The organism is Coprococcus sp. TF11-13, from assembly GCF_003481085.1.
Classification (GTDB): Bacteria; Bacillota; Clostridia; order Lachnospirales; family Lachnospiraceae; genus Coprococcus; species Coprococcus aceti.
This window is the reverse complement of record NZ_QUKK01000001.1, coordinates 933,650-954,515: the sequence shown is the minus strand read 5'-3', so window position 1 is coordinate 954,515 and position 20,866 is coordinate 933,650. Positions and strand designations below refer to the sequence as shown.

Sequence of the window (20,866 nt, the reverse complement as noted above, 5' to 3'; positions counted from 1 at the left end):
AAGGCTATTTTGAGAATAAGGGGTTCCCCGGAACCCCTGTAAATACAGGAGGTTTTATTAAAATGGAAGCATATAAGCAGGAATTTATCGAATTTATGATTGACTGTAACGTACTCAAGTTTGGAGATTTCGTTACAAAGAGTGGAAGAAAGACACCATTTTTTGTCAATACAGGCTTTTACAGAACAGGTGCCCAGCTAAAGAGACTTGGCGAGTATTATGCTGAGGCTATAAATGCAGAGTTTGGTCTGGACTTTGATGTGTTATTTGGTCCTGCATACAAGGGAATACCTCTCACAGTTGCGACAACTATGTCCATAGCAGAGATGTACGATGAGGACATCAAGTATTGCTCAAACAGAAAAGAGGTAAAGGATCACGGCGACAAGGGAATACTCCTTGGAAGCCCTATAGAGGATGGTGATAAGGTTGTCATCATCGAGGATGTCACAACAGCCGGAACATCTATTCAGGAGACACTTCCTATCATCAAGGCACAGGGCGACGTGGATGTCATGGGGCTTGTGGTTTCAGTAGACAGAATGGAGAGAGGCCAGGGCGAGAAGAGTGCGCTGACAGAGATCGAGGAGAACTACGGAATCAAGACAACAGCCATCGTAACAATGGCAGAGGTAGTGGAGCATCTTTACAATAGAGAGTATAAGGGAAGAGTTATCATAGATGACACCCTTAAGGCCGCTATCGACGCTTACTACGATCAGTACGGTGTAAAGTAGATATAATATATCTTAAAATATTGTAAAAAGTCTTAAAATATTATATAAAATAAAGATATGGAGTTAAGGGCCATATCTTTATTTTTTTTGTTTATATGGGAGATTTCAACGTATGATAAAGTTTTTTAAGGCGATGTTTGGGGCTGCAAGGGAATATTTCAGAAAATGGTCGGGGTGGATACTGTTCACTGTGTTGATCCTGTATTATGAATTGCTGTTTCACGGCATGAATTTCAGCCTGGATGATGGAAACATAGCCGCTATAATAGCATTTGCGGTGGTGGTTGGAGGCGTGTTCGGCGTGCTGACAGGATTTTTTCCGCCGGTCATCAATAAGATACTTGCAACGCTGTTCACGTTGTTTACGGGTGTGATCTTCATCGCCCAGTACGTATATCATTCTGTCTTCAACAACTATCTGTCTGTTATTGGAACCATAAAATTCGGCAATCAGGCTGTGGACAATGCGGACACGGTCATATCCAATATAAAGGCACAGATAGTGGACGTTATTCTTCTGGCTGTCCCGGTGCTCATAATGATCGTGTGCATATGGACATTTATGGCATTTGACAGGAGAAGGTGGTGGGTGAACCTCATAGGTGCCGCCGGAACAGCTCTGGTGTATGCCACAACACTGTTTGTGATGTGGGCTGTGAACTCGGATGTGTACAGTCCGTACAATTTATACAAGGAATATACATCGGTTGATCTCTCTATTGAAAAGCTCGGCGTCATGGAGAGTTTTGTGGTGGATGTCAGAGAGGGTATCGCAGGCAAGAGCTCAGCACAGAGCAGGATAAACTTTGCCTCTGGTGGTGAGGTCGATATCGACTCACTTGCCTCCACAGAGAGCACAACGATGCAGGAGATTACCACCGAGACGGTGGATGTCGCGGAAGCGACCACAGAGGAGGTTGTGATCGACACATCCCCGAATGTCCTGGATCTGGATTTTGATGCCATAAATGACCTTGCGGGAAATGATGCGGTTTCATCGCTCAGCGAATATTTTGCAAATATACCCCCGACAAATAAGAATGAATATACAGGTATGTTCGAGGGCTATAATGTCATATGGATAACTGCGGAGGGGTTCTCAGGCTATGCGCTTGATTCCGGTCTGTTCCCTACACTGTCAAAACTTGCGGACGAGGGCTTTGTCTTTGAAAATTACTATCAGCCGCTATGGTACGGTTCAACATTAGGCGGAGAGTATGCAAACCTGATGGGAAGCCCGACTAAGAACGGTTCATACCTCAGTATGTGCAGGGCTGCCGACAATGAGAATGGCATGCTGTTTTCCATGGCGAATACGCTCAAGAGACTCGGCTATAGCTGTTACGGATTCCATGACAACGACTATACATATTATGACAGGAATATCACCCATCCGGCGCTGGGATACGAGTGGATAGCCAGCGGTAATGGGCTTGAGTACCAGACTGACGAGAACGGGCAGGACATGTGGCCTCAGTCGGATCTTGTCATGATGGAGGAGACATTTGACAAGTATACAGAGACGCAGCCGTTCCACCTGTACTATCTGACGGTCAGCGGTCATGTGCCATATGGATACGGTGCGGCAAATGCCATGGCGGAGAAGAACAAGGCTGTGGTCAGTGACCTTAACTATGTCCTGGATACGACAAAGGCATATCTGGCATCCCAGTACGAAACGGAAAAGATGCTTGAATATATGATGAAGAGACTTGAGAAGAAGGGGCTGCTGGACAATACTGTTATCGTCCTGGCGGGGGATCATGTACCGTATGACAATATGGACGTTGTGGATGAACTGGCAGGGGAGAACTTTGAAAACAGTCTTGAGGCGTACAGGAGCAGACTTGTCATATGGTCGGCGTCGATGGAGAAGCCGGTGAGAGTTGACAAGGTGTGCAGCAGTATAGATATCCTGCCGACCATGCTCAATCTCATGGGAGTGGATTATGATTCGAGGCTCATCATAGGAAGGGATATCCTGTCAGACAGTACAGGACTGGTGCTGTTCCCGGACAGAAGCTTTATAACGGATGCATTTGAATATAACGCAGTCACGGACACGCTGACATCCCACACGGGTGCGGAGGTATCGGATGACAGTTTCATTGCGATGCAGCTATATGTCGCGGATAAATTTACAGCAGCTGACAACATAACAGAGTCGGGGTATTATACATATGTTGCCAGGTATCTGGGGATAGACGAGTATAATTGACAATATTTATCATATTAAAATGTGGAATTATTCTCAAAAACGTATTATAGTATTTGTGGCTAATACCATAGGTATGTAATGAAAATATTATGCAATAAAGAAAGAGGTTAATTATGAAACTTGGTAGAAATGATATGTGCTGGTGCGGAAGTGGTAAGAAATACAAGACCTGTCACCTGGCTCTTGACGATAAGCTTGAGGATATGAAGAACAGAGGATTCAAGATTCCTACACATGCGATGATCAAGAACGCAGAGCAGATCGAGGGAATCAGGGAGGCTTCAAAGGTCAACACATCTGTGCTCGACTACATAACTCCATTTGTCAAGATAGGAGTGTCTACCAGAGAGCTGGATGACCTTATCTATAACTATACAAAGTCCATAGACGCTATTCCTGCATGTCTTGGATATGAGGGATATCCTAAGAGTGTGTGTATATCGGTAAATGATGTGGTATGCCACGGCATTCCAAGTGATGACATTATTCTCCAGGATGGAGATATAGTTAATATCGACTGTACAACAGAGTACAAGGGATATTTCGGAGACTCATCAAGAATGTTCATGCTGGGAAATGTTGATCCCGCATGGAAGAAGCTTGTAGAGGATACAAAGAAGGCTCTTGATATAGGTGTTGAGGTGTGCAGCAAGCCATATGTGACCATAGGAGATATAGGATATGCCATCAACAAATTTGCACAGGAGCAGGGCTATTCGGTTGTCCGTGAGATAGGCGGCCATGGAGTAGGTCTTGCAATTCATGAGGAGCCTTATGTAAGTCATATAGGACAGCCTGGCAAGGATTATGTGCTTGCTCCGGGAATGGTGTTCACCATTGAGCCTATGATCAACATGGGCGGCCCTGATGTATATCAGGATGCAGATGACGGCTGGACTATCTACACGGAGGATGGCTCACCATCGGCACAGTGGGAGTACACACTGGTTATGACAGAACATGGAGTGGAGATACTTGCCCACTAGGGAGTGTAATAGAATAAAAGAGCAGCAGCCTGATATGCTATCAAAGACATATCGGGCTGCTGCTTTTTGTTGTGTTAGTTATCCATTAGGATCTGCTGCCGTAAACCGGCAGACAGATTATATTACTTTGTAAGTATTCCAAGGATCTCGTTGCTTCTTGCGATGAACTTGGTCATTGCCTCTGCTGACAGTGGACGGTTGGCAAGTACGGCCAGATCATATAACTGGCAGCAGATCGTAGCTGTGTTGTCGCTGTCAGGGTTGTCCAGAACGTATTTAACAAGCTTGTTGTTGCTGTTCAGGATGAGTGTCTCGCCCTCGCCCTGACCGAACATTGATGGATCCATACCGGCCATGCCGTACATCTTCATCATTTCCTGCATACGTCTTGTCTCCTCAGGCTGGGTGAGGATAGAAGATGTGTTCTCGTCCTTCAGGGATTCAACCTTTACATTCAGGTTCTTCATGTCGAGAGCCTTCTCAAATGTAGCTGTGAGCTTATCCTTGTATTCCTTTGCAGTCTCCTCTGAGAGCTCCTCGCCGACAAAGTTGTCAGAGAGCTCAGCGTCTATTCTGTAGAAGTGAACATTCTCGTTCTTCTGCTCAAGCAGAGTGATGAATGGGCTGTCTATGGTCTGTGTCATGATCAGAGCGTCCATGCCCTCAGCCTTGAACATGTTGATGTACTGTGACTGAGCCTGCTCGTCGGTTACATAGAATACCTTGTTCTCGTACTTTTCTTTTCCTGCCTCAAGATACTCAGGGAGAGTTATATATTTGCCCTCGAGGTTCTTGTAGATGCAGAAGTCCTTCATCTTGTCGAGGAACTTGAGATCCTTCAGACAACCAAACTTGATAAATGGGTTGATGTCATCCCAGTACTTCTCGTAGTCCTCTCTGTGTGTCTTGTACATGCCGGACAGCTTGTCTGCAACCTTCTTGGTGATGTAGTCTGAGATCTTTTTGACAAATCCGTCATTCTGAAGCGCACTACGTGATACGTTCAGTGGGAGATCAGGACAGTCGATACATCCCTTTAAGAGCATGAGGAACTCAGGAATTACTTCCTTGATATTGTCGGCGACGAATACCTGGTTGTTGTACAGCTTGATCGTTCCCTCAAGGTTGTCATACTGTGTATTGATCTTAGGGAAGTACAGGATACCTTTCAGGTTGAATGGGTAGTCCATGTTCAGGTGTATCCAGAACAGAGGCTCCTTGTAGTCGTGGAATACCTTTCTGTAGAACTCCTTGTATTCCTCGTCGGTGCAGTCGTTTGGATGCTTTGCCCACAGTGGGGTAGTGGTGTTGAGTGGCTTAGGAGCTTCAGGCTTCTTCTCCTCGGTCTTTATATCGTCTGCGTCTGGGCCTTTGCTGTCAGTGCTGCCCTCAGCATTATCTGCTGTGTCGCTGACTTCCTTTGCATCCACGTCTACAGTAGCATCCTTAGGATCTTCCTGTGGCTCGTCTGCGTTGGTGTAGTAGATCTCAACAGGCATGAACGAACAATACTTGTCGATGACCTCCTTGATCCTGTATTCATTTGCAAATTCATAGCTGTCCTCGTTCAGATAAAGGGTGATGGTAGTACCTCGGTCAGCCTTAATGCACTTCTTCATGGAGTACTCAAGGCCGTCCTCGCACTCCCAGTATACAGCGTCCTCGCCGTCCTTGTATGACTTTGTCTCGATGGTGACCTTGTCGGCAACCATGAATGCGGAGTAGAAGCCCAGTCCGAAGTGGCCGATGATCTGTTCCTCTGTTGCCTTGTCCTTGTACTGCTCAAGGAATGCCTCGGCTCCTGAGAAAGCGATCTGGTTGATATATTTCTCAACCTCCTCCTCAGTCATACCGATACCGTTATCGGTAAATGTGATGGTCTTGTCATTGGCACTTGTGGTCACATCTATACGATATGGCTCATCCGGCTCGTCAAATTCGCCCATGAGAGACAGCTTCTTAAGCTTTGTCACGGCATCACAGCCGTTTGATATAAGCTCCCTGACAAATATATCGTGGTCTGAATACAGCCACTTCTTGATGACAGGGAAAATGTTTTCACTGTTGATCGATAAATTTCCGTTCTTCATAATTGTATACATCTCCTTAAAATATAATGGTTTTCAATGAAAGATGTGTCATCCTCGATCTGTGTTCAATCTTAATAGAAATGTACACTGACACATCAGGCTAAAAGGTATGATAAATCAGCTGGGAACTAAAGTCAAGAAAAAATTAGCACTCAGACAAAATGAGTGCTAACAGGGGGCGGCGCGTAAAAAAATCCGGCATCAGATGAGGTGCCGGATCTTCAAAAATCATATTAAATTTCTTCAAAAAATCAGCTTTCGGTGAAATATATTCCGGCAGTCTTAAGGAAATCCCTGATCTCCGCATCCCACACATGCTCAAGGGTCTTATCCATGGTGAATATGTTCTGGGTCGCCATGGATGTGAGTTGTATGCTCATGCCGTCATAGTAGACGTTCAAGGTGAGATTTGCCACACCGGATACCGGTATGGTGAGATGGTTCTTCTCAAGCATATCCATGATGTCCGGCTGGGAGAGCACGAGCACTATCTTGAAGCTCAGTGGCAGCTTCTTTCCTCTTATAACATTATATACATGTGGTTTTATGGACTCCCATGAGGCGTAGGATGTGGAAGCCATGAGCTCCAGCTCCTCCTTGTCATAGAAATCCTTGTTTACCCTTCCGTCAAAGCTGTATGTTATCCCGCTTTTTACAAATGCCTCCATGGCGAGAAAACGGTCAAATGTATTGTCCATCAGAAGCTTCTTCACGAAGTCCCTGGTCTCGGTGATGGTGATGTCTAACATTGAAAATCTCCTGTTTTCTGGATTGTGATCGCAGCCGTATCTGCGTGCGGCTGCATGCTAAAAGTATATCAGCGGAATGTGGCAAATGCAACAATATAGATACACTGATTTATTGAATTATGGATACCCGTGTGATATAATATACAAGGATTTAATGTCTAAATGTCATGGAGGGTTTATTTGATGAAGAAGGTTGCATATATAGCATCAGAGTGTGTGCCATTTATAAAGACGGGTGGTCTTGCGGATGTAGTTGGAACACTGCCAAAGATATTTGATAAGAACGAGTATGATGTGAGAGTCATCATGCCGAATTATCTCTGTATTCCGAACAAGTACAGGGAGAAGATGCAGTATATAACGCATTTTTATATGGACATCGGTTACAAGAATGATTATGTTGGCGTTATGTATCTGGAGTATGAGGGTGTCAAGGTATATTTCATAGATAACGAGTATTACTTTAACGGATTTACACCTTATGGTGATGTAAAGTGGGATATCGAGAAGTTCTGTTATTTCTCAAAGGCAGCGCTTTCGATCCTTCCATCGATCGGTTTCCAGCCGGATATACTTCACTGTCATGACTGGCAGGCAGGACTTGTGCCTGTATATCTCAAGACTCTGTTTGCAGGAGATATGTTCTATACAAGCATGAAGTCTGTTATGACTATTCATAATCTCCAGTTCCAGGGCAAGTGGGATATAAAGACCATTCAGGAGTATTCAGGGCTCCCTGATTATGTATTTACACCGGACAAGCTGGAGATCCAGAAGGATGCTGCCATGCTCAAGGGCGGACTTGTATATGCAGATAAGATAACAACGGTAAGTAACACATATGCCAAGGAGATACAGACTCCATATTATGGAGAGGGACTTGACGGGCTCTTAAGTGCCAGATGGCAGTCACTCTGGGGCATTGTCAACGGTATAGATTACGAGGTATGGAATCCTGCAACAGATCCACAGGTATATAAGAACTACAGCGTGGATAACTTCAGACAGCTCAAGAAGATCAACAAGATCGAACTGCAGAAGGAATGTGGACTTCCTCAGGATGAGAATCAGTTTGTAATAGGAATCATATCCAGACTCACAGACCAGAAGGGTCTTGATCTGGTTGACAGGATCATGAACGATATATGCTGTGACGGAGTACAGTTCATCGTCCTCGGAACCGGTGACGGCAAGTACGAGAACATGTTCAAGTATTATCAGGGAATACATCCTGCAAAGGTATCAGCGAACATCTATTATTCAGATGAGAGATCTCATAAGATGTATGCAGGCTGCGATGTGATGCTCGTGCCTTCAAGATTTGAGCCATGTGGACTCACACAGCTCATGGCACTCAGATATGGCACAGTTCCAGTAGTAAGAGAGACAGGTGGTCTTGCAGATACTGTTGAGGCTTATAATCAGTTCGAGGGTACAGGAACAGGATTCTCATTTGCTAATTATGATGCATATGAGCTCCTCAATGCCATAAACTATGCAAAGGAAGTGTACTATAACAACAAAGAGGCATGGTATGGAATCCAGGAGCGTGGCATGAGACAGGATTACTCATGGTACAACTCAGCGAATATATATAAGGATCTCTACAATTCACTGTAGGATCAGGATAGCAGTAATGTGGTAGTAGATATGGAAGAGGCAGAGAATGAATTTGCATTTTCTGCCTTTTTTCAGGGATATAGGAGAGACAGATATGGCGTTTGACGGAATAGTGATATCCAATGTGGTAAGAGACATGAAGGAGAAGCTCATCGACGGAAGGATATATAAGATATATCAGCCGGAGAAGGACGAGCTCAACATAGTAATAAAGAATAACAGGGAGAATTACAGGCTGCTCATGTCTGCGGATGCAAGCCTCCCGCTTATATACTTTCAGCAGTCCGCCAAGGAGAATCCTATGACAGCGCCGAATTTCTGTATGCTCCTCAGGAAGCATATCAACAACGGAAGGATAGTTGATGTGTATCAGCCGGGCTTTGAGAGAATAGTTGTCATGGTCATCGAGCATCTGGACGAGCTTGGAGATCTAAAGAGAAAGAAACTCATCATAGAGATCATGGGTAAGCACAGCAATATCATATTTGCCACGGATGAGAATGTCATCATCGACAGCATAAAGCATATATCCCATATGGTGAGCTCAGTGAGGGAGGTTCTTCCGGGCAGGACTTATGAGTATCCTCCGGCGGGAGGAAAGGTATCCCCGCTTGAGATAGAGCGCGGGGACTTCATAGAGCGTGTGAGCTCGAGCCCTACGAATATCATAAAGGCGATATACCAGAACATAACCGGATTTTCACCGGTTGTGGCGAGTGAGATAACCTACAGGGCAGGACTTGACGGCAACATGCCTGTGGACAGCATGAGCGAGGCGGATGTCGCAAGGCTTTATGATGAATTTGCCGGGATAGTATCTGATATAAGGAACGGGAACTATACTCCTGAAATCATACTGGACGGTTACACTCCAGTGGAGTTCTCGTCGGTGCATCTGTCGATGTACAGCGACAAGACCATAGAATCAAGGGATGACATTTCAAAGGTGCTTGATGAGTATTTCTACAGAAAGAGTGCGGTCACAAGGATAAGACAGAAGTCATCGGATCTCAGAAAGATCGTCTCGAATGCCATTGAGAGAACGAGCAAGAAATACGACCTGCAGCTCGCTCAGTTAAAGGACACTGAATCCAGGGAAAAGTACCGTGTGTACGGAGAACTGATCAACACATATGGTTACAATATAGAACAGGGAGCGGACAGTTTTGAGGCTCTCAACTACTATACTAACGAGATGATAAAGATCCCGCTTGACAAGACCATATCTGTTATGGATAACTCCAAGAGATATTTTGCGAGATACAACAAGCTCAAGAGGACTTATGAGGCACTTACACAGCTCACTGTCGAGACGAAGAGTGAGCTGGAGCATCTTCAGTCGGTACAGACGTTCCTTGATATGGCGATAGATGAGAATTCACTGGCACAGGTCAAGGAGGAGCTCGTAGCCTGCGGATATGTAAAGGGACATTACGGACGCAAGGGCGACAGGAAAAAGGCAAAGTCGAAACCGCTGCACTACATATCCAGCGATGGATTCCATATGTATGTGGGCAAGAATAATATCCAGAACGATGAGCTCACATTTAAATTCGCAAATGGTGGGGATATGTGGTTCCATGCTAAGAAGATGCCGGGTTCCCATGTCATCGTGAGACTTGAGGGTGCGGGAGAACTTCCTGATTCTACATATGAGGAGGCGGCAAGACTTGCAGCGTATTATTCGTCTGGAAGGACGGCACCGAAGGTGGAGATAGACTATACCGAGCGCAGAAATATCAAAAAGCCTGCGGGGGCAAAGCCTGGATTTGTAATATATCATACGAATTACTCGATGATCGCAGAGCCGAGGATTGCGGGAATAGAGGAAGTACAATAAATAATTTGATTTTTAAACAGGTGTGAAGTATAATATATTATCTGTTATCAGGTAATTGAAAACAACATATAACCTGGGAATATTAGGAGACAGATATGGTAAAAAGCATGACAGGATTTGGCCGCAGCGAGAGGGTGACTGATGCATACAAGATAGTTGTAGAGATGAAGTCAGTCAATCACAGATTCTGCGACATCAATATAAAGCTCCCAAAGAAGATAAGCTTCTTTGAGACAAACATAAGAACATATCTCAAAAAATATATTGAGAGAGGAAAGGTTGACGTGTTCATCACATACGAGGATTTCTCGGATGACAATGTCAAGCTGAAGTACAACAAGGACGTTGCCGAGAAGTACATGGGATATTTCGAGGAGATGTCCAAGGATTTTGGAATTGAGAACAGCATAACACCTGCACAGCTTGGAGGCTTCCCTGACGTGTTCACGGTTGAGGAGCAGGCGGTTGACCAGGATGAGCTGTGGAAGATAATAGAGACATCCCTTGACGAGGCTGCGAAGGTGTTCGTGCAGTCGAGGATAACAGAGGGAGAGAACCTTAAGAAGGACATGATCGACAAGCTTGACGGAATGAGAGCTGCCGTTGATTATATAGAGGAGATATCACCTGAACTTGTGGAGGAGTACAGACGCAAGCTCACGGACAAGATCACAGAGGTTCTTGACAATCCTGTTATAGATGAGAACAGGATCGCCACAGAGGTCGTTATATATGCGGACAAGATATGTGTGGACGAGGAGACTGTAAGGCTTAAGAGCCATATCAGCAGCACGAAGAAGATTCTGGAGGATGGCGGAAGCGTCGGCAGGAAGCTGGATTTCATCGCACAGGAGATGAACAGAGAGGCGAACACGATACTTTCAAAGGCCAATTCACTTGATGTGTCAGACAAGGCGATACAGCTCAAGACTGACATAGAGAAGGTCAGAGAGCAGATACAGAATCTGGAATAGAATACATAATTTTTAGAGGTAATGATGATGGCAGATAAGAGTACAAAGCGTGGATCGCTCATAGTCATATCCGGTTTTTCAGGAGTTGGAAAGGGCACAGTTGTCAAGAGACTTGTGTCGGATTTTGGATATAACCTTTCAGTGTCGGCGACGACAAGATCACCGAGAGAGGGTGAGGTCGATGGAAGAGAGTATTATTTCATGGATCGCAAGGATTTTGAGAATCTCATTGACTACGGCGGATTTATCGAGTGGACACAGTATGTAGAGAATTATTATGGAACTCCAAAGAAGTATGTTGAGGAGAAGCTTGCTGATGGCAAGGACGTCATACTCGAGATAGAGGTCATGGGTGCACTCAATGTCAAGAAGCAGTTCCCTGATGCGCTTCTCATATTTATATCAGCTCCAAGCATAAGCGAGCTTAAGAGCAGACTGGCAGGAAGAGGAACAGAGTCGGAGGAGACCATAATCAAGAGACTCCGAAAGGCCACAGAGGAAGCTGAGGACATGGACAAGTACGACTACATCATAGTCAACGATGATCTGGACGAGTGTATACACACCGTGGATTCAGTCATCAGAAGCTATGGCTGCAGAAGAGATAATCAGCTTGGATATATAGCCGGAATAAAAGAAGAGCTTGCAGAGATAAAGAAACTCTGATAAATTAGACTGGATAACAGTGGACAGCAGTTTAGAAGAATATTTCAATAATCATATAAGAAAGGGGATATAATATCATGTTACATCCATCATACACAGACTTAATGTCAGTAGTAAATGCAGAGGTTGAGCCAGGTGAGCAGCCTGTAGTAAACAGCAGATATTCAATCGTTCTTGCAACAGCAAAGAGAGCAAGAGAGATCATTGATGGCCAGGAGCCTATGGTGGCAGCAGACCCAAAGAAGAAGCCATTATCCATCGCTGTAGATGAAGTTTACCATGGAAAGGTAAAGATCGTCGGAGCAGACGAGGATTAACAGACCGGAATATATAGCGGTAAGTGAGAAGAATGGAGGTTGGAGCTTTTAGCACAGCCTCCTATTTTTCTGATACACAACTGTGCCGGATGTGGCATATTCTAAATAAACAGGAATATGTCGACGGGAGGTGTATCATGAGGGCGTCAGATGTTCTAAAAGGCACGGTCTATGAGATCCTGGCAGGGGACATTGACTGTCAGATTACGGATCTGGCAGATGATTCCAGAGATGTCACACAGGGAACTCTTTTTGTGTGCCGGAGAGGTGCGAGAACAGATGGACATCGCTATATAGATGATGCCGTGGCAAGGGGCGCAGCGTGTATAGTCATGACAGATGATATCGGCATACCTGCGGAGCGGTCAGCCGGACGCTGGGGGGATACCGATTGTGTACTGATCGTGAGACTGTATGACTATCGCCACGGTATAGGAATGATATGTAATAATTTCTGGAATTTTCCGTCACGAAGTATGAAGGTTATAGGTGTGACCGGGACAAAGGGAAAGACCACGGTCGCATGTATGATAAAGTCTATGCTGGACAGATGGGGGCGTAGAACCGGTCTTGTGGGAACCATAGAGATCGATGACTGTATCCGGAAGATACCATCTGTGAACACCACTCCGGGAACGATATATCTCCATCGCAAGCTTGCAGACATGGTGGCAAATGGTGCGGAATACTGCGTCATGGAGGTATCGTCACAGGGGCTTATGCACGGCCGTGTGTCAGGGGTAGAATTTGATATATGCGTATATACAAATCTTGCTCCGGATCACATTGGGCGGAATGAACACCGCACATTTGCCGAGTATGGGAGATGGAAGAGAAGCCTGTTCTCAAAGTGTAAGACTGCGGTGATAAATGCAGATGACATGTATTCTGGGTGTATTGCTGCCGAGGCTGTGAATGCAGGGGCTGAAGTGGTATATTATGGTGTGAGGAATCACACTGCAGCCGGGGATGGCAATGTGTGTATGGCGGGAGCGATACACAGGCTCATTCTCCATAGAGTTATGGGGATAGGCTATGAGTGTGAGAGAACGGACGGGGAGAGCACTTACATGACTGTTGGCATACCGGGAGAGTTCAATGTGTACAATTCTCTTGCTGCGGTAACCACTTGCGGGATCATCGGGATACCGATGGAGGTAATGCAGGATTCGCAGTCGGATATGAAGGTGAGGGGCAGACTCGAGCCGGTGGAGATTCCGGGATACGCAAGGATATTCATCGATTATGCCCACAATGCCGTGAGCCTGGAAAATGTACTGACCACCCTCAGACAGTACAGGCCGAAGAGGCTTATATGTCTGTTCGGATGCGGCGGCAACAGATCAGCCGGGCGCAGAAAAGGCATGGGATTTGTGTCGGGCAGGCTGGCGGATATGACGGTCATAACAAGTGATAACCCGAGGTTTGAATCCCCGGAGGCGATAATGACGGATATTGAGACCGGGGTTCTCGAGGGCGGAGGAGAATATGTAAAGATATGCAGCCGTCTGGATGCTATAAGATACGCTCTGGAGATTTCGGACAGGGATGATATAGTCCTTCTGGCCGGCAAAGGCCATGAGACATATCAGGATATAGAGGGACGCAGGACACAAATGGACGAGAGAGAAATGATACGGCAGATATTGGAGGAGAAAAATGCGGGGATTGTACGCAGATGTGATAATTGATATATCCCATGAGGCGATAGACAGAACATTTCAATATGCTATTCCTGACGATATTGCCGGCAGGATACAGATAGGAAGTCAGGTCAACATTCCATTTGGCAAGGGAAATAATCTGAGAAAAGGCTATGTCATAGGGATATCGGATTCCACGGAATATGATGAGAGCAGGATAAAGTCTATAGATTCTCTGTGCGAGGACGGCGTGGCAGCTCCGGGAAGGCTCCTTGCCCTTGCGGCGTGGATAAAGGAGAACTACGGCTCCACCATGATAAATGCCATCCAGACGGTGATGCCGGTGAAAAAAACGGTTAAGTCCGTGGTGGTCAGATATGTTGTCCTTTCATGCGAGGATGTGGACACATGGGAATACAGATATATGAAGAAGAATGCCAGGGCAAAGCTCAGGCTCCTCCGCGAGCTTATGGTGAGACATGAGCTCCCAATGACGGAGGCCACCGGGACTTTGAATGTGTCACATCAGGCGGTTAAGGCCATGGAGGACGAAGGTGTCGTTCGTATCGTTGAGGACAGCAGATACCGGGATGTGGTGTCTGACGCGGTGAGGCAGCAGGCATTTGAGGCTCCTGATATAGAGCTTAACAGTGACCAGCAGAGGATAGTCGATGATTTCGTAAGTGATGCAGATCAGGGTATACACAGGACATATCTTCTTCATGGCGTGACGGGAAGCGGCAAGACTGAGGTGTATGTGAGGTGTATCCGTGAAGTCGTCCGCGCGGGCAGACAGGCGATCGTGCTGATACCTGAGATAGCACTCACGTATCAGACACTGACATATTTCTCCAGATACTTTGGTGACCGTGTGACCATGGTCAACTCAAAGCTCAGCAGCGGGGAGAAGTATGATCAGTTTGAGCGCGCAAGGAAGGGCGATGTGGATGTGGTGATAGGCCCGAGGTCTGCGCTGTTTACCCCATTTGAGAAGCTGGGACTTATAATAATAGATGAGGAGCATGAGAGCAGCTATAAGAGTGACAGCCCGCCAAAATATCACGCAAGGGAGACTGCCATAGAACGTGCAAGGCTTGAGGGGGCGAGTGTCATACTCGGTTCCGCAACTCCTTCCGTGGAGAGCTACAAGCGTGCACTGGCGGGTGAGTACAGGCTGTGGACCATGGACAGCCGTGTTGAGGGCAGAGTCATGGCAGAGACAAGCATAGTAGATCTCAGGGATGAACTCCACCGGGGCAACAGATCCATAATAAGCGACGAGCTTGCAAATGATATAGCGGACAGGCTCAGCAAGCGGGAACAGATCATACTGTTCATCAACAAGCGGGGATATAACAGCTTTGTATCCTGCAGGAGCTGCGGAGAGGCAGTGAAATGTCCGCACTGTGACGTGTCCATGGCACTGCACTCTGGAAATAATACACAGAAGGGCATGCTTGTGTGCCACTACTGCGGATTCAGAATGCCGGAGCCGGACAAATGTCCGGCGTGCGGTTCAAAGCTCATAGGAGGCTATGGAGTCGGAACCGAGAAGGTCGAGCAGGAGGTACACAGGTTGTTCCCGGAGGCCAGGACTTTAAGGATGGACAGGGATACGACCTCGAAGAAGAATTCTCATGAGCAGATACTTGAGAGCTTCGGAAGAGGCGATGCGGACATACTCATTGGAACCCAGATGATAGTCAAGGGACATGACTTTTCCAGAGTGACACTTGTGGGTGTGCTGCTGGCGGATCTCACACTGTTCAGCGGAGACTACAGAGCCGGTGAGAGGACATTTGACCTGCTGACCCAGGCTGCGGGAAGAGCCGGAAGGGGTGATGTGCCCGGAAAGGTTGTGATACAGACCTACAAGCCGGACAACTACGCCATAACTGCGGCAGCGTCCCAGAATTACAGGGCATTCTACGATATCGAGGAGGCGTACAGATCACTCATGAGGTATCCGCCGGAGTGGAATATGATGGTCATAATGGGCACGGGCATGGACGAAGAACAGCTTGCCAATATAATGGATAGGATGTATTCTCTTATAAGGGGAAAATATATAAATGCAGGACATCTGTCTGTGATCGGTCCTTCGGAACCGGCCATATCAAAGATAAAGGATGTGTACAGGCGGGTGTTGTATATAAAACACCGGGATTACAGGATGCTGGTGGATGTCAAGGATTATGTCGAGGAATGGCTTAAGGAGAACGGAGAGAACGATGTGAGCGTATTCTTTGACCTGAATCCGGTAAATATGTATTAGTGAAAAGGAGATTTGTGGACATGGCGATAAGAAATATAAGATATGACGGAGATGACATACTCAGAAAGGTGTGCAGACCGGTTGAGAAGATGGATGACAGAACACTTACACTCATAGATGATATGTTTGATACCATGTATGAGGCAAATGGAGTTGGACTTGCCGCACCTCAGGTTGGAATCCTCAAGAGGATAGTTGTTATCGATGTCGGCGATGACAATCCACTCTGTCTTATAAATCCTGTGATAACAGAATCAGATGGAGAGCAGACTGGTGAGGAGGGATGTCTCAGCCTTCCTGGAAAATTTGGAACAGTCACAAGACCTATGCATGTAATATGCAAGGCATTTGACGATAATATGGAGGAGTTTACAGTCGAGGGAGAGGGACTTCTGGCGAGAGCTATCTGCCACGAGCTTGATCATCTTGACGGAAAGCTTTACAAGGATCTTGTCGAGGATGGCCTTCACGAGGTAGAGCAGAATTAAGAGATACTTAACCTATAACAAGGAGGACATGCAGATGAGAGTTATATATATGGGAACCCCTGATTTTGCCGTGCACGCACTTGTATCAATAGTGGAAGCGGGACATGACGTTGTGGCATGCTTTACGCAGCCGGACAAGGCAAAGGGAAGAAGCAAAAAGCTTCAACCGACACCGGTGAAGGTACAGGCAATGGAATATGATATTCCGGTATATCAGCCGGTGAAGCTCCGTGAACAGGAGAACGTGGACATCATCAGAGAGTATGCACCTGATGTGATAGTTGTGGCGGCATATGGACAGATACTTCCTGAGAGCATACTCAATATTCCTAAGTACGGATGTGTCAATATCCATGCATCGCTGCTCCCGAAGTACCGCGGTGCGGCTCCTATCGAGTGGGCGATCATTGACGGCGAGAAGGAGACCGGAGTCACCACCATGTACATGGCAAAGGGACTTGATACCGGAGATATGATAGAACATTCGGTTGTGCCTATCGGTGACGATGACACTGGAGAGACATTGACGGACAAGCTTGCGGCAAGCGGTGCGCAGCTTATACTGTCAACCCTTGGAAAACTTGAGAATGGAACTGCGGTCCGGACACCTCAGGATGACAGCCTGAGCTGTTACGCTTCCATGTTGAACAAGGGCATGGGCGATATAGATTTCAGTGAGCCGGCAGAGAAGATAGAGAGACTTGTGAGAGGCCTTCAGCCATGGCCTTGCGCATACACAAGGATAGGCGGCAAGAATGTCAAGGTATATGGGACAAAGGTAGTGAGCCGTGAGGAGGGTTTTGCACCTGGTGAGATAACCATGGTGACCAAGAAGGCATTTGCCATAGCGTGTGGACAGGATGCACTCCAGATAACAAGATTGCAGCCTGAGGGCAAGAAGCCTATGGATGCGGCGGCGTTCCTTGCGGGCAATAAACTCACAGCCGGAGAGCACATCTGATCAAATATATCTGATGAAGAATGGACAGAGGTAGAATGGATACAAAGACTCGAGAGGTGGTTCTGACCACATTACTGGACATAGAGAAAAATCATACATTTTCAAATATAGCACTTGGAACGGCACTCCGCGCCAACCAGTTCATGAGCAAACAGGACAGGGCGTACATCACGAGAATGGTCGAGGGAGTCACAGAGCAGAGGATAAAGCTGGACTACATAATAAACCAGTTCTCCAAAACAAAGGTGAACAAGTGCAAGCCGCTCATAAGATGCGTCCTCAGGATGGGAACTTACGAGCTGTTCTTTATGGACTCTGTTCCGGATTCGGCTGCCTGCAACTTGTCGGTGAAGCTGGCGGTGGATCATGGATTTGGAAGCCTCAGAGGCTTTGTCAACGGAGTGCTCAGAAATATCGCAAGAAACAGGGATGGTATAAAATACCCTGATAAGAACACATCATCTTTGGAATACTATTCGGTTGAATATTCAGTTCCTGTGGAGCTTGTGGAGATACTGCTGCAGGACTATGACAGAGAAACGGTGGACAGGATACTCGGAAGCAGCTACGAAATGCGTCCGACATCCATAAGGGTGAATACAGACAGGATAAGCGTTGATGAAGTCGAGAGGAAGCTGGAGGCCGCTGGAATAGAGACAGTGCGAGGAAGCCTGAATGACACATCACTTCTTATAAAGGGATATGATTATGTCAGAAGGATCCCAGGATTCATGGATGGAGAATTTGTTGTACAGGATCAGAGTTCGTGTCTGGCTGTAAGGGCAGCAGGTATACAGAATGGAGATCTGGTGGTGGATGTGTGTGCAGCACCGGGCGGCAAAACCATGTATGCCGCAAGTCTTGCGGGACAGACAGGAAGGGTTATCTCAAGGGATCTCACCGAGAACAAGACGGAGCTCATAGAGGAGAACGTGGACAGACTTGGACTGACAAATGTCACTGTCGAGGCATGGGATGCGAGAGACCTTGATGAGAACCTTGTCGGAAAGGCTGATGTGGTAATAGCAGACCTTCCGTGTTCGGGACTTGGCATAATGGGCAGGAAGAACGATATCAAGTACAATGTGACAGGTGACAGCATAGACGAGCTGGCACAGCTTCAAAGGGATATTCTTGACACTGTATCCAGATATGTGAAAACGGGTGGAACACTGGTGTATTCGACATGTACTATAGACAGCAGGGAGAATCAGAACAATGTTAAGTGGTTTGCGGAAAATCATGATTTTGAGACTGTGAGTATAGATGAGATTGTACCGGGGCACGGCGGCGATAAAGGATATGTAACTCTGTTACAGGGAGTCGATGAGTGTGATGGATTTTTCATATCGAAGTTCGTGCGTACAAAATAGATAGAACATGTATAAAAGATTGGACAGAGTATGGAAGTAAAGGATAGAGAAGATAAGGATATTAGACAGCCGGATCTGAAATCAATGAATATGGAAGAACTCAGGAACTGGGTCACCGGTGCCGGTCAGCCGGCATTCAGGGCGAAGCAGATATATCAGTGGTTTCATGTGAAGCTTGCGGACGGAACGGAGGAGATGACCAATCTGCCGAAAAGCCTCAGAGAGAAGATGGATGAATATGGAATATATGGTGTGAGCGTTGTCACCAGACTCATTTCAGAGGATGACGGCACAAATAAATTCCTGTTCAGACTCCATGATGGGAATGTCATAGAGAGCGTGCTCATGAAGTACAAGCATGGCAATTCCGTGTGCATATCATCCCAGGTGGGCTGCCGTATGGGCTGCAGGTTCTGTGCATCGACCATAGGCGGGCTGGTGAGGAATCTCACAGCGTCCGAGATGCTGTCACAGATATACAGCATCCAGAAGATAACAGGTGAGCGTGTGTCAAATGTGGTCGTGATGGGAACAGGAGAGCCGCTGGATAACTTTGACAATCTTGTCAGGTTCATAGAGATGCTGACGGACGAGAATGGACTGAACATAAGCCAGAGAAATGTCACAGTGTCGAGCTGCGGTTTAGTGCCTGAGATAAAGAGGCTTGCGGATATGGGGCTTTCCATTACATTTGCATTGTCGCTTCACGCGCCAAATGACGAGGACAGAAGGGCACTCATGCCGATAGCCAACAGATACAGCATTGCAGAGGTTCTGGACGCCTGTGATTATTACTTTGATAGGACGGGCAGGAGGATAACATTTGAGTATTCTCTTGTAAAAGGGCAGAATGACAGCCCTGAGAAGGCATGCGAGCTGGCGCGTCTCATAAGGGGAAGAAACTGCCATGTGAACCTCATCCCCGTAAATCCGATCAAGGAGAGGGATTACGAGAGGGCGGATAACAGCGCCATTGAGAATTTCAAAAATATTCTGGAGAGAAACCAGATAACAGCTACGGTGCGAAGAAGCATGGGGCGTGACATAGACGCAGCGTGCGGACAGCTCCGCCGTAAATATGAGGAGGAGAACAAGACGGATAAATAGTTCGTCTTGTTCTTTTTTATGTGTTGTGCTAAAATAGGCAAGGTGGCGTATCAGATAATATTTTAGGCTGATGGAGAGAATATATGAAATCATTTGGAATAACAGATGTTGGAAAAAAGCGTTCCATGAATCAGGACAGCATATTTTATACAGATGAGCCAATAGGGGCTATCAGCAATCTGTACATAGTTGCGGATGGCATGGGCGGTCATAAGGCCGGGGACGTTGCATCCAGAACGGCGATTGAAGCCGCAGTTGAATATATAAGTGAAAGCGAGATAAGCAATCCTGTATCGCTGCTCAAGAGGGCGATAATATATGCCAATGACAAGGTGTATAAGCTTGCGCTCAGCAATCCGGAGGATTACGCAGGTATGGGAACGACATTTGTAGCTGCAGTGATCGATGATGGAATCATGTATGTCGCGAATATAGGTGACAGCAGATTATATATAGTTAACAATGAGATAAGACAGGTCACACTTGATCACTCATTGGTTGAGGAGCTGATAAGGAATGGTCAGCTCGACAGGAATAAGGGACGGAATCATCCAGAGAAGAACATTATAACCCGAGCACTTGGAATAGGTGATGATGTGGTTCCGGATTTCTTTGAAGTAGAACTTTCAGCGGATGATAAGATCCTTCTATGTTCTGATGGTTTGTCGAACATGATAGAGGACGACGAGATTCGGGACATTGTATCAGAGTCGGATGATCTTAAGACAGTCGGTGAGAAGCTGGTGGAGAGAGCGAATTACTACGGCGGCAAGGACAATATATCTGCCGTTGTAGCTGCGATAGATTGGGAGGAATAAATTG

General features: G+C 46.4%; 17 protein-coding genes. 15 read left to right on the top strand and 2 right to left on the bottom strand.

Going from position 1 to position 20,866, the window contains the following annotated elements:
- Positions 1-62 precede the first annotated feature (62 nt).
- The 3 genes from pyrE to DXD11_RS04170 all read left to right on the top strand — a co-directional run bounded on the left by pyrE (position 63) and on the right by DXD11_RS04170 (position 3,941).
- Positions 63-737 carry an orotate phosphoribosyltransferase gene (pyrE, locus tag DXD11_RS04180; protein WP_055144715.1) on the top strand — a complete coding sequence of 225 codons (675 nt, stop codon included), beginning with the start codon at positions 63-65 and terminating at the stop codon, positions 735-737.
- A gap of 112 nt (positions 738-849) precedes the next feature.
- Positions 850-2,955, top strand: coding sequence for an LTA synthase family protein (locus DXD11_RS04175; protein WP_118757815.1), 2,106 nt, complete (start codon positions 850-852; stop codon positions 2,953-2,955).
- A 113-nt stretch (positions 2,956-3,068) separates the two neighbouring features.
- Positions 3,069-3,941, top strand: a complete 873-nt coding sequence (locus DXD11_RS04170; RefSeq protein WP_015534804.1) for a methionyl aminopeptidase — start codon at positions 3,069-3,071, stop codon at positions 3,939-3,941.
- Between the two features lie 122 nt (positions 3,942-4,063).
- Here DXD11_RS04170 and htpG read toward each other — a convergent pair whose 3' ends face one another.
- Both htpG and DXD11_RS04160 read right to left on the bottom strand, forming a co-directional pair.
- Complete coding sequence (htpG, locus tag DXD11_RS04165) at positions 4,064-6,031, bottom strand: molecular chaperone HtpG (protein WP_117549077.1); 1,968 nt, start codon at positions 6,029-6,031, stop codon at positions 4,064-4,066.
- Between the two features lie 251 nt (positions 6,032-6,282).
- Positions 6,283-6,780: a DUF5721 family protein gene (locus tag DXD11_RS04160; RefSeq protein ID WP_117549076.1), complete on the bottom strand. Its 498-nt coding sequence runs from the start codon at positions 6,778-6,780 to the stop codon at positions 6,283-6,285.
- Between the two features lie 183 nt (positions 6,781-6,963).
- On the opposite strand from DXD11_RS04160, the gene glgA reads away from it, so the two are divergent.
- From glgA to DXD11_RS04100, 12 genes are all read left to right on the top strand, one after another.
- Positions 6,964-8,400, top strand: coding sequence for a glycogen synthase GlgA (gene glgA / locus DXD11_RS04155; protein WP_055224132.1), 1,437 nt, complete (start codon positions 6,964-6,966; stop codon positions 8,398-8,400).
- A 94-nt stretch (positions 8,401-8,494) separates the two neighbouring features.
- Entirely contained in the window at positions 8,495-10,240 is a 1,746-nt protein-coding gene (locus DXD11_RS04150) for an Rqc2 family fibronectin-binding protein (protein WP_117549458.1), read from the top strand.
- Between the two features lie 95 nt (positions 10,241-10,335).
- Positions 10,336-11,214 carry a YicC/YloC family endoribonuclease gene (locus DXD11_RS04145; protein WP_117549075.1) on the top strand — a complete coding sequence of 293 codons (879 nt, stop codon included), beginning with the start codon at positions 10,336-10,338 and terminating at the stop codon, positions 11,212-11,214.
- 27 nt (positions 11,215-11,241) lie between these two features.
- A complete protein-coding gene (gmk, locus tag DXD11_RS04140) occupies positions 11,242-11,880 on the top strand; it encodes a guanylate kinase (protein ID WP_117549074.1) in 639 nt (212 codons plus the stop codon).
- Positions 11,881-11,957: 77 nt separating this feature from the next.
- Complete coding sequence (gene rpoZ / locus DXD11_RS04135; protein WP_015534811.1) at positions 11,958-12,197, top strand: DNA-directed RNA polymerase subunit omega; 240 nt, start codon at positions 11,958-11,960, stop codon at positions 12,195-12,197.
- Positions 12,198-12,334: 137 nt separating this feature from the next.
- Complete coding sequence (locus DXD11_RS04130; protein ID WP_117549073.1) at positions 12,335-13,888, top strand: UDP-N-acetylmuramoyl-L-alanyl-D-glutamate--2,6-diaminopimelate ligase; 1,554 nt, start codon at positions 12,335-12,337, stop codon at positions 13,886-13,888.
- Positions 13,857-16,115, top strand: a complete 2,259-nt coding sequence (gene priA / locus DXD11_RS04125) for a replication restart helicase PriA (protein WP_117549072.1) — start codon at positions 13,857-13,859, stop codon at positions 16,113-16,115. Before DXD11_RS04130 ends, priA begins: the two co-directional genes overlap by 32 nt.
- Positions 16,116-16,135: 20 nt before the next feature.
- A complete protein-coding gene (gene def, locus DXD11_RS04120) occupies positions 16,136-16,603 on the top strand; it encodes a peptide deformylase (RefSeq protein ID WP_117549071.1) in 468 nt (155 codons plus the stop codon).
- Positions 16,604-16,637: 34 nt separating this feature from the next.
- A complete protein-coding gene (gene fmt, locus DXD11_RS04115) occupies positions 16,638-17,564 on the top strand; it encodes a methionyl-tRNA formyltransferase (RefSeq protein WP_118757814.1) in 927 nt (308 codons plus the stop codon).
- A 35-nt stretch (positions 17,565-17,599) separates the two neighbouring features.
- Positions 17,600-18,937, top strand: coding sequence for a 16S rRNA (cytosine(967)-C(5))-methyltransferase RsmB (gene rsmB / locus DXD11_RS04110; protein WP_118017625.1), 1,338 nt, complete (start codon positions 17,600-17,602; stop codon positions 18,935-18,937).
- A gap of 30 nt (positions 18,938-18,967) precedes the next feature.
- The gene (gene rlmN / locus DXD11_RS04105) at positions 18,968-20,044 is read left to right on the top strand and encodes a 23S rRNA (adenine(2503)-C(2))-methyltransferase RlmN (protein ID WP_015534818.1); all 1,077 of its coding nucleotides are present in this window, start codon (positions 18,968-18,970) and stop codon (positions 20,042-20,044) included.
- Between the two features lie 83 nt (positions 20,045-20,127).
- Positions 20,128-20,862 (top strand): Stp1/IreP family PP2C-type Ser/Thr phosphatase, encoded by a 735-nt coding sequence (locus DXD11_RS04100; protein WP_015534819.1) that lies wholly within the window; start codon positions 20,128-20,130, stop codon positions 20,860-20,862.
- Positions 20,863-20,866: the final 4 nt, after the last annotated feature.

Bases quoted from the DNA above. Each gene is read 5' to 3' on its own strand.
- def (WP_117549071.1), top strand. From the start codon at position 16,136: ATGGCGATAAGAAATATAAGATATGACGGAGATGACATACTCAGAAAG.
- DXD11_RS04130 (WP_117549073.1), top strand. From the start codon at position 12,335: ATGAGGGCGTCAGATGTTCTAAAAGGCACGGTCTATGAGATCCTGGCA.
- DXD11_RS04160 (WP_117549076.1), bottom strand. From the start codon at position 6,780: ATGTTAGACATCACCATCACCGAGACCAGGGACTTCGTGAAGAAGCTT.
- rsmB (WP_118017625.1), top strand. From the start codon at position 17,600: ATGGATACAAAGACTCGAGAGGTGGTTCTGACCACATTACTGGACATA.
- DXD11_RS04170 (WP_015534804.1), top strand. From the start codon at position 3,069: ATGAAACTTGGTAGAAATGATATGTGCTGGTGCGGAAGTGGTAAGAAA.
- fmt (WP_118757814.1), top strand. From the start codon at position 16,638: ATGAGAGTTATATATATGGGAACCCCTGATTTTGCCGTGCACGCACTT.
- pyrE (WP_055144715.1), top strand. From the start codon at position 63: ATGGAAGCATATAAGCAGGAATTTATCGAATTTATGATTGACTGTAAC.
- rpoZ (WP_015534811.1), top strand. From the start codon at position 11,958: ATGTTACATCCATCATACACAGACTTAATGTCAGTAGTAAATGCAGAG.
- DXD11_RS04100 (WP_015534819.1), top strand. From the start codon at position 20,128: ATGAAATCATTTGGAATAACAGATGTTGGAAAAAAGCGTTCCATGAAT.
- DXD11_RS04145 (WP_117549075.1), top strand. From the start codon at position 10,336: ATGGTAAAAAGCATGACAGGATTTGGCCGCAGCGAGAGGGTGACTGAT.
- DXD11_RS04150 (WP_117549458.1), top strand. From the start codon at position 8,495: ATGGCGTTTGACGGAATAGTGATATCCAATGTGGTAAGAGACATGAAG.
- gmk (WP_117549074.1), top strand. From the start codon at position 11,242: ATGGCAGATAAGAGTACAAAGCGTGGATCGCTCATAGTCATATCCGGT.
- DXD11_RS04175 (WP_118757815.1), top strand. From the start codon at position 850: ATGATAAAGTTTTTTAAGGCGATGTTTGGGGCTGCAAGGGAATATTTC.
- rlmN (WP_015534818.1), top strand. From the start codon at position 18,968: ATGGAAGTAAAGGATAGAGAAGATAAGGATATTAGACAGCCGGATCTG.
- htpG (WP_117549077.1), bottom strand. From the start codon at position 6,031: ATGAAGAACGGAAATTTATCGATCAACAGTGAAAACATTTTCCCTGTC.
- glgA (WP_055224132.1), top strand. From the start codon at position 6,964: ATGAAGAAGGTTGCATATATAGCATCAGAGTGTGTGCCATTTATAAAG.
- priA (WP_117549072.1), top strand. From the start codon at position 13,857: ATGCGGGGATTGTACGCAGATGTGATAATTGATATATCCCATGAGGCG.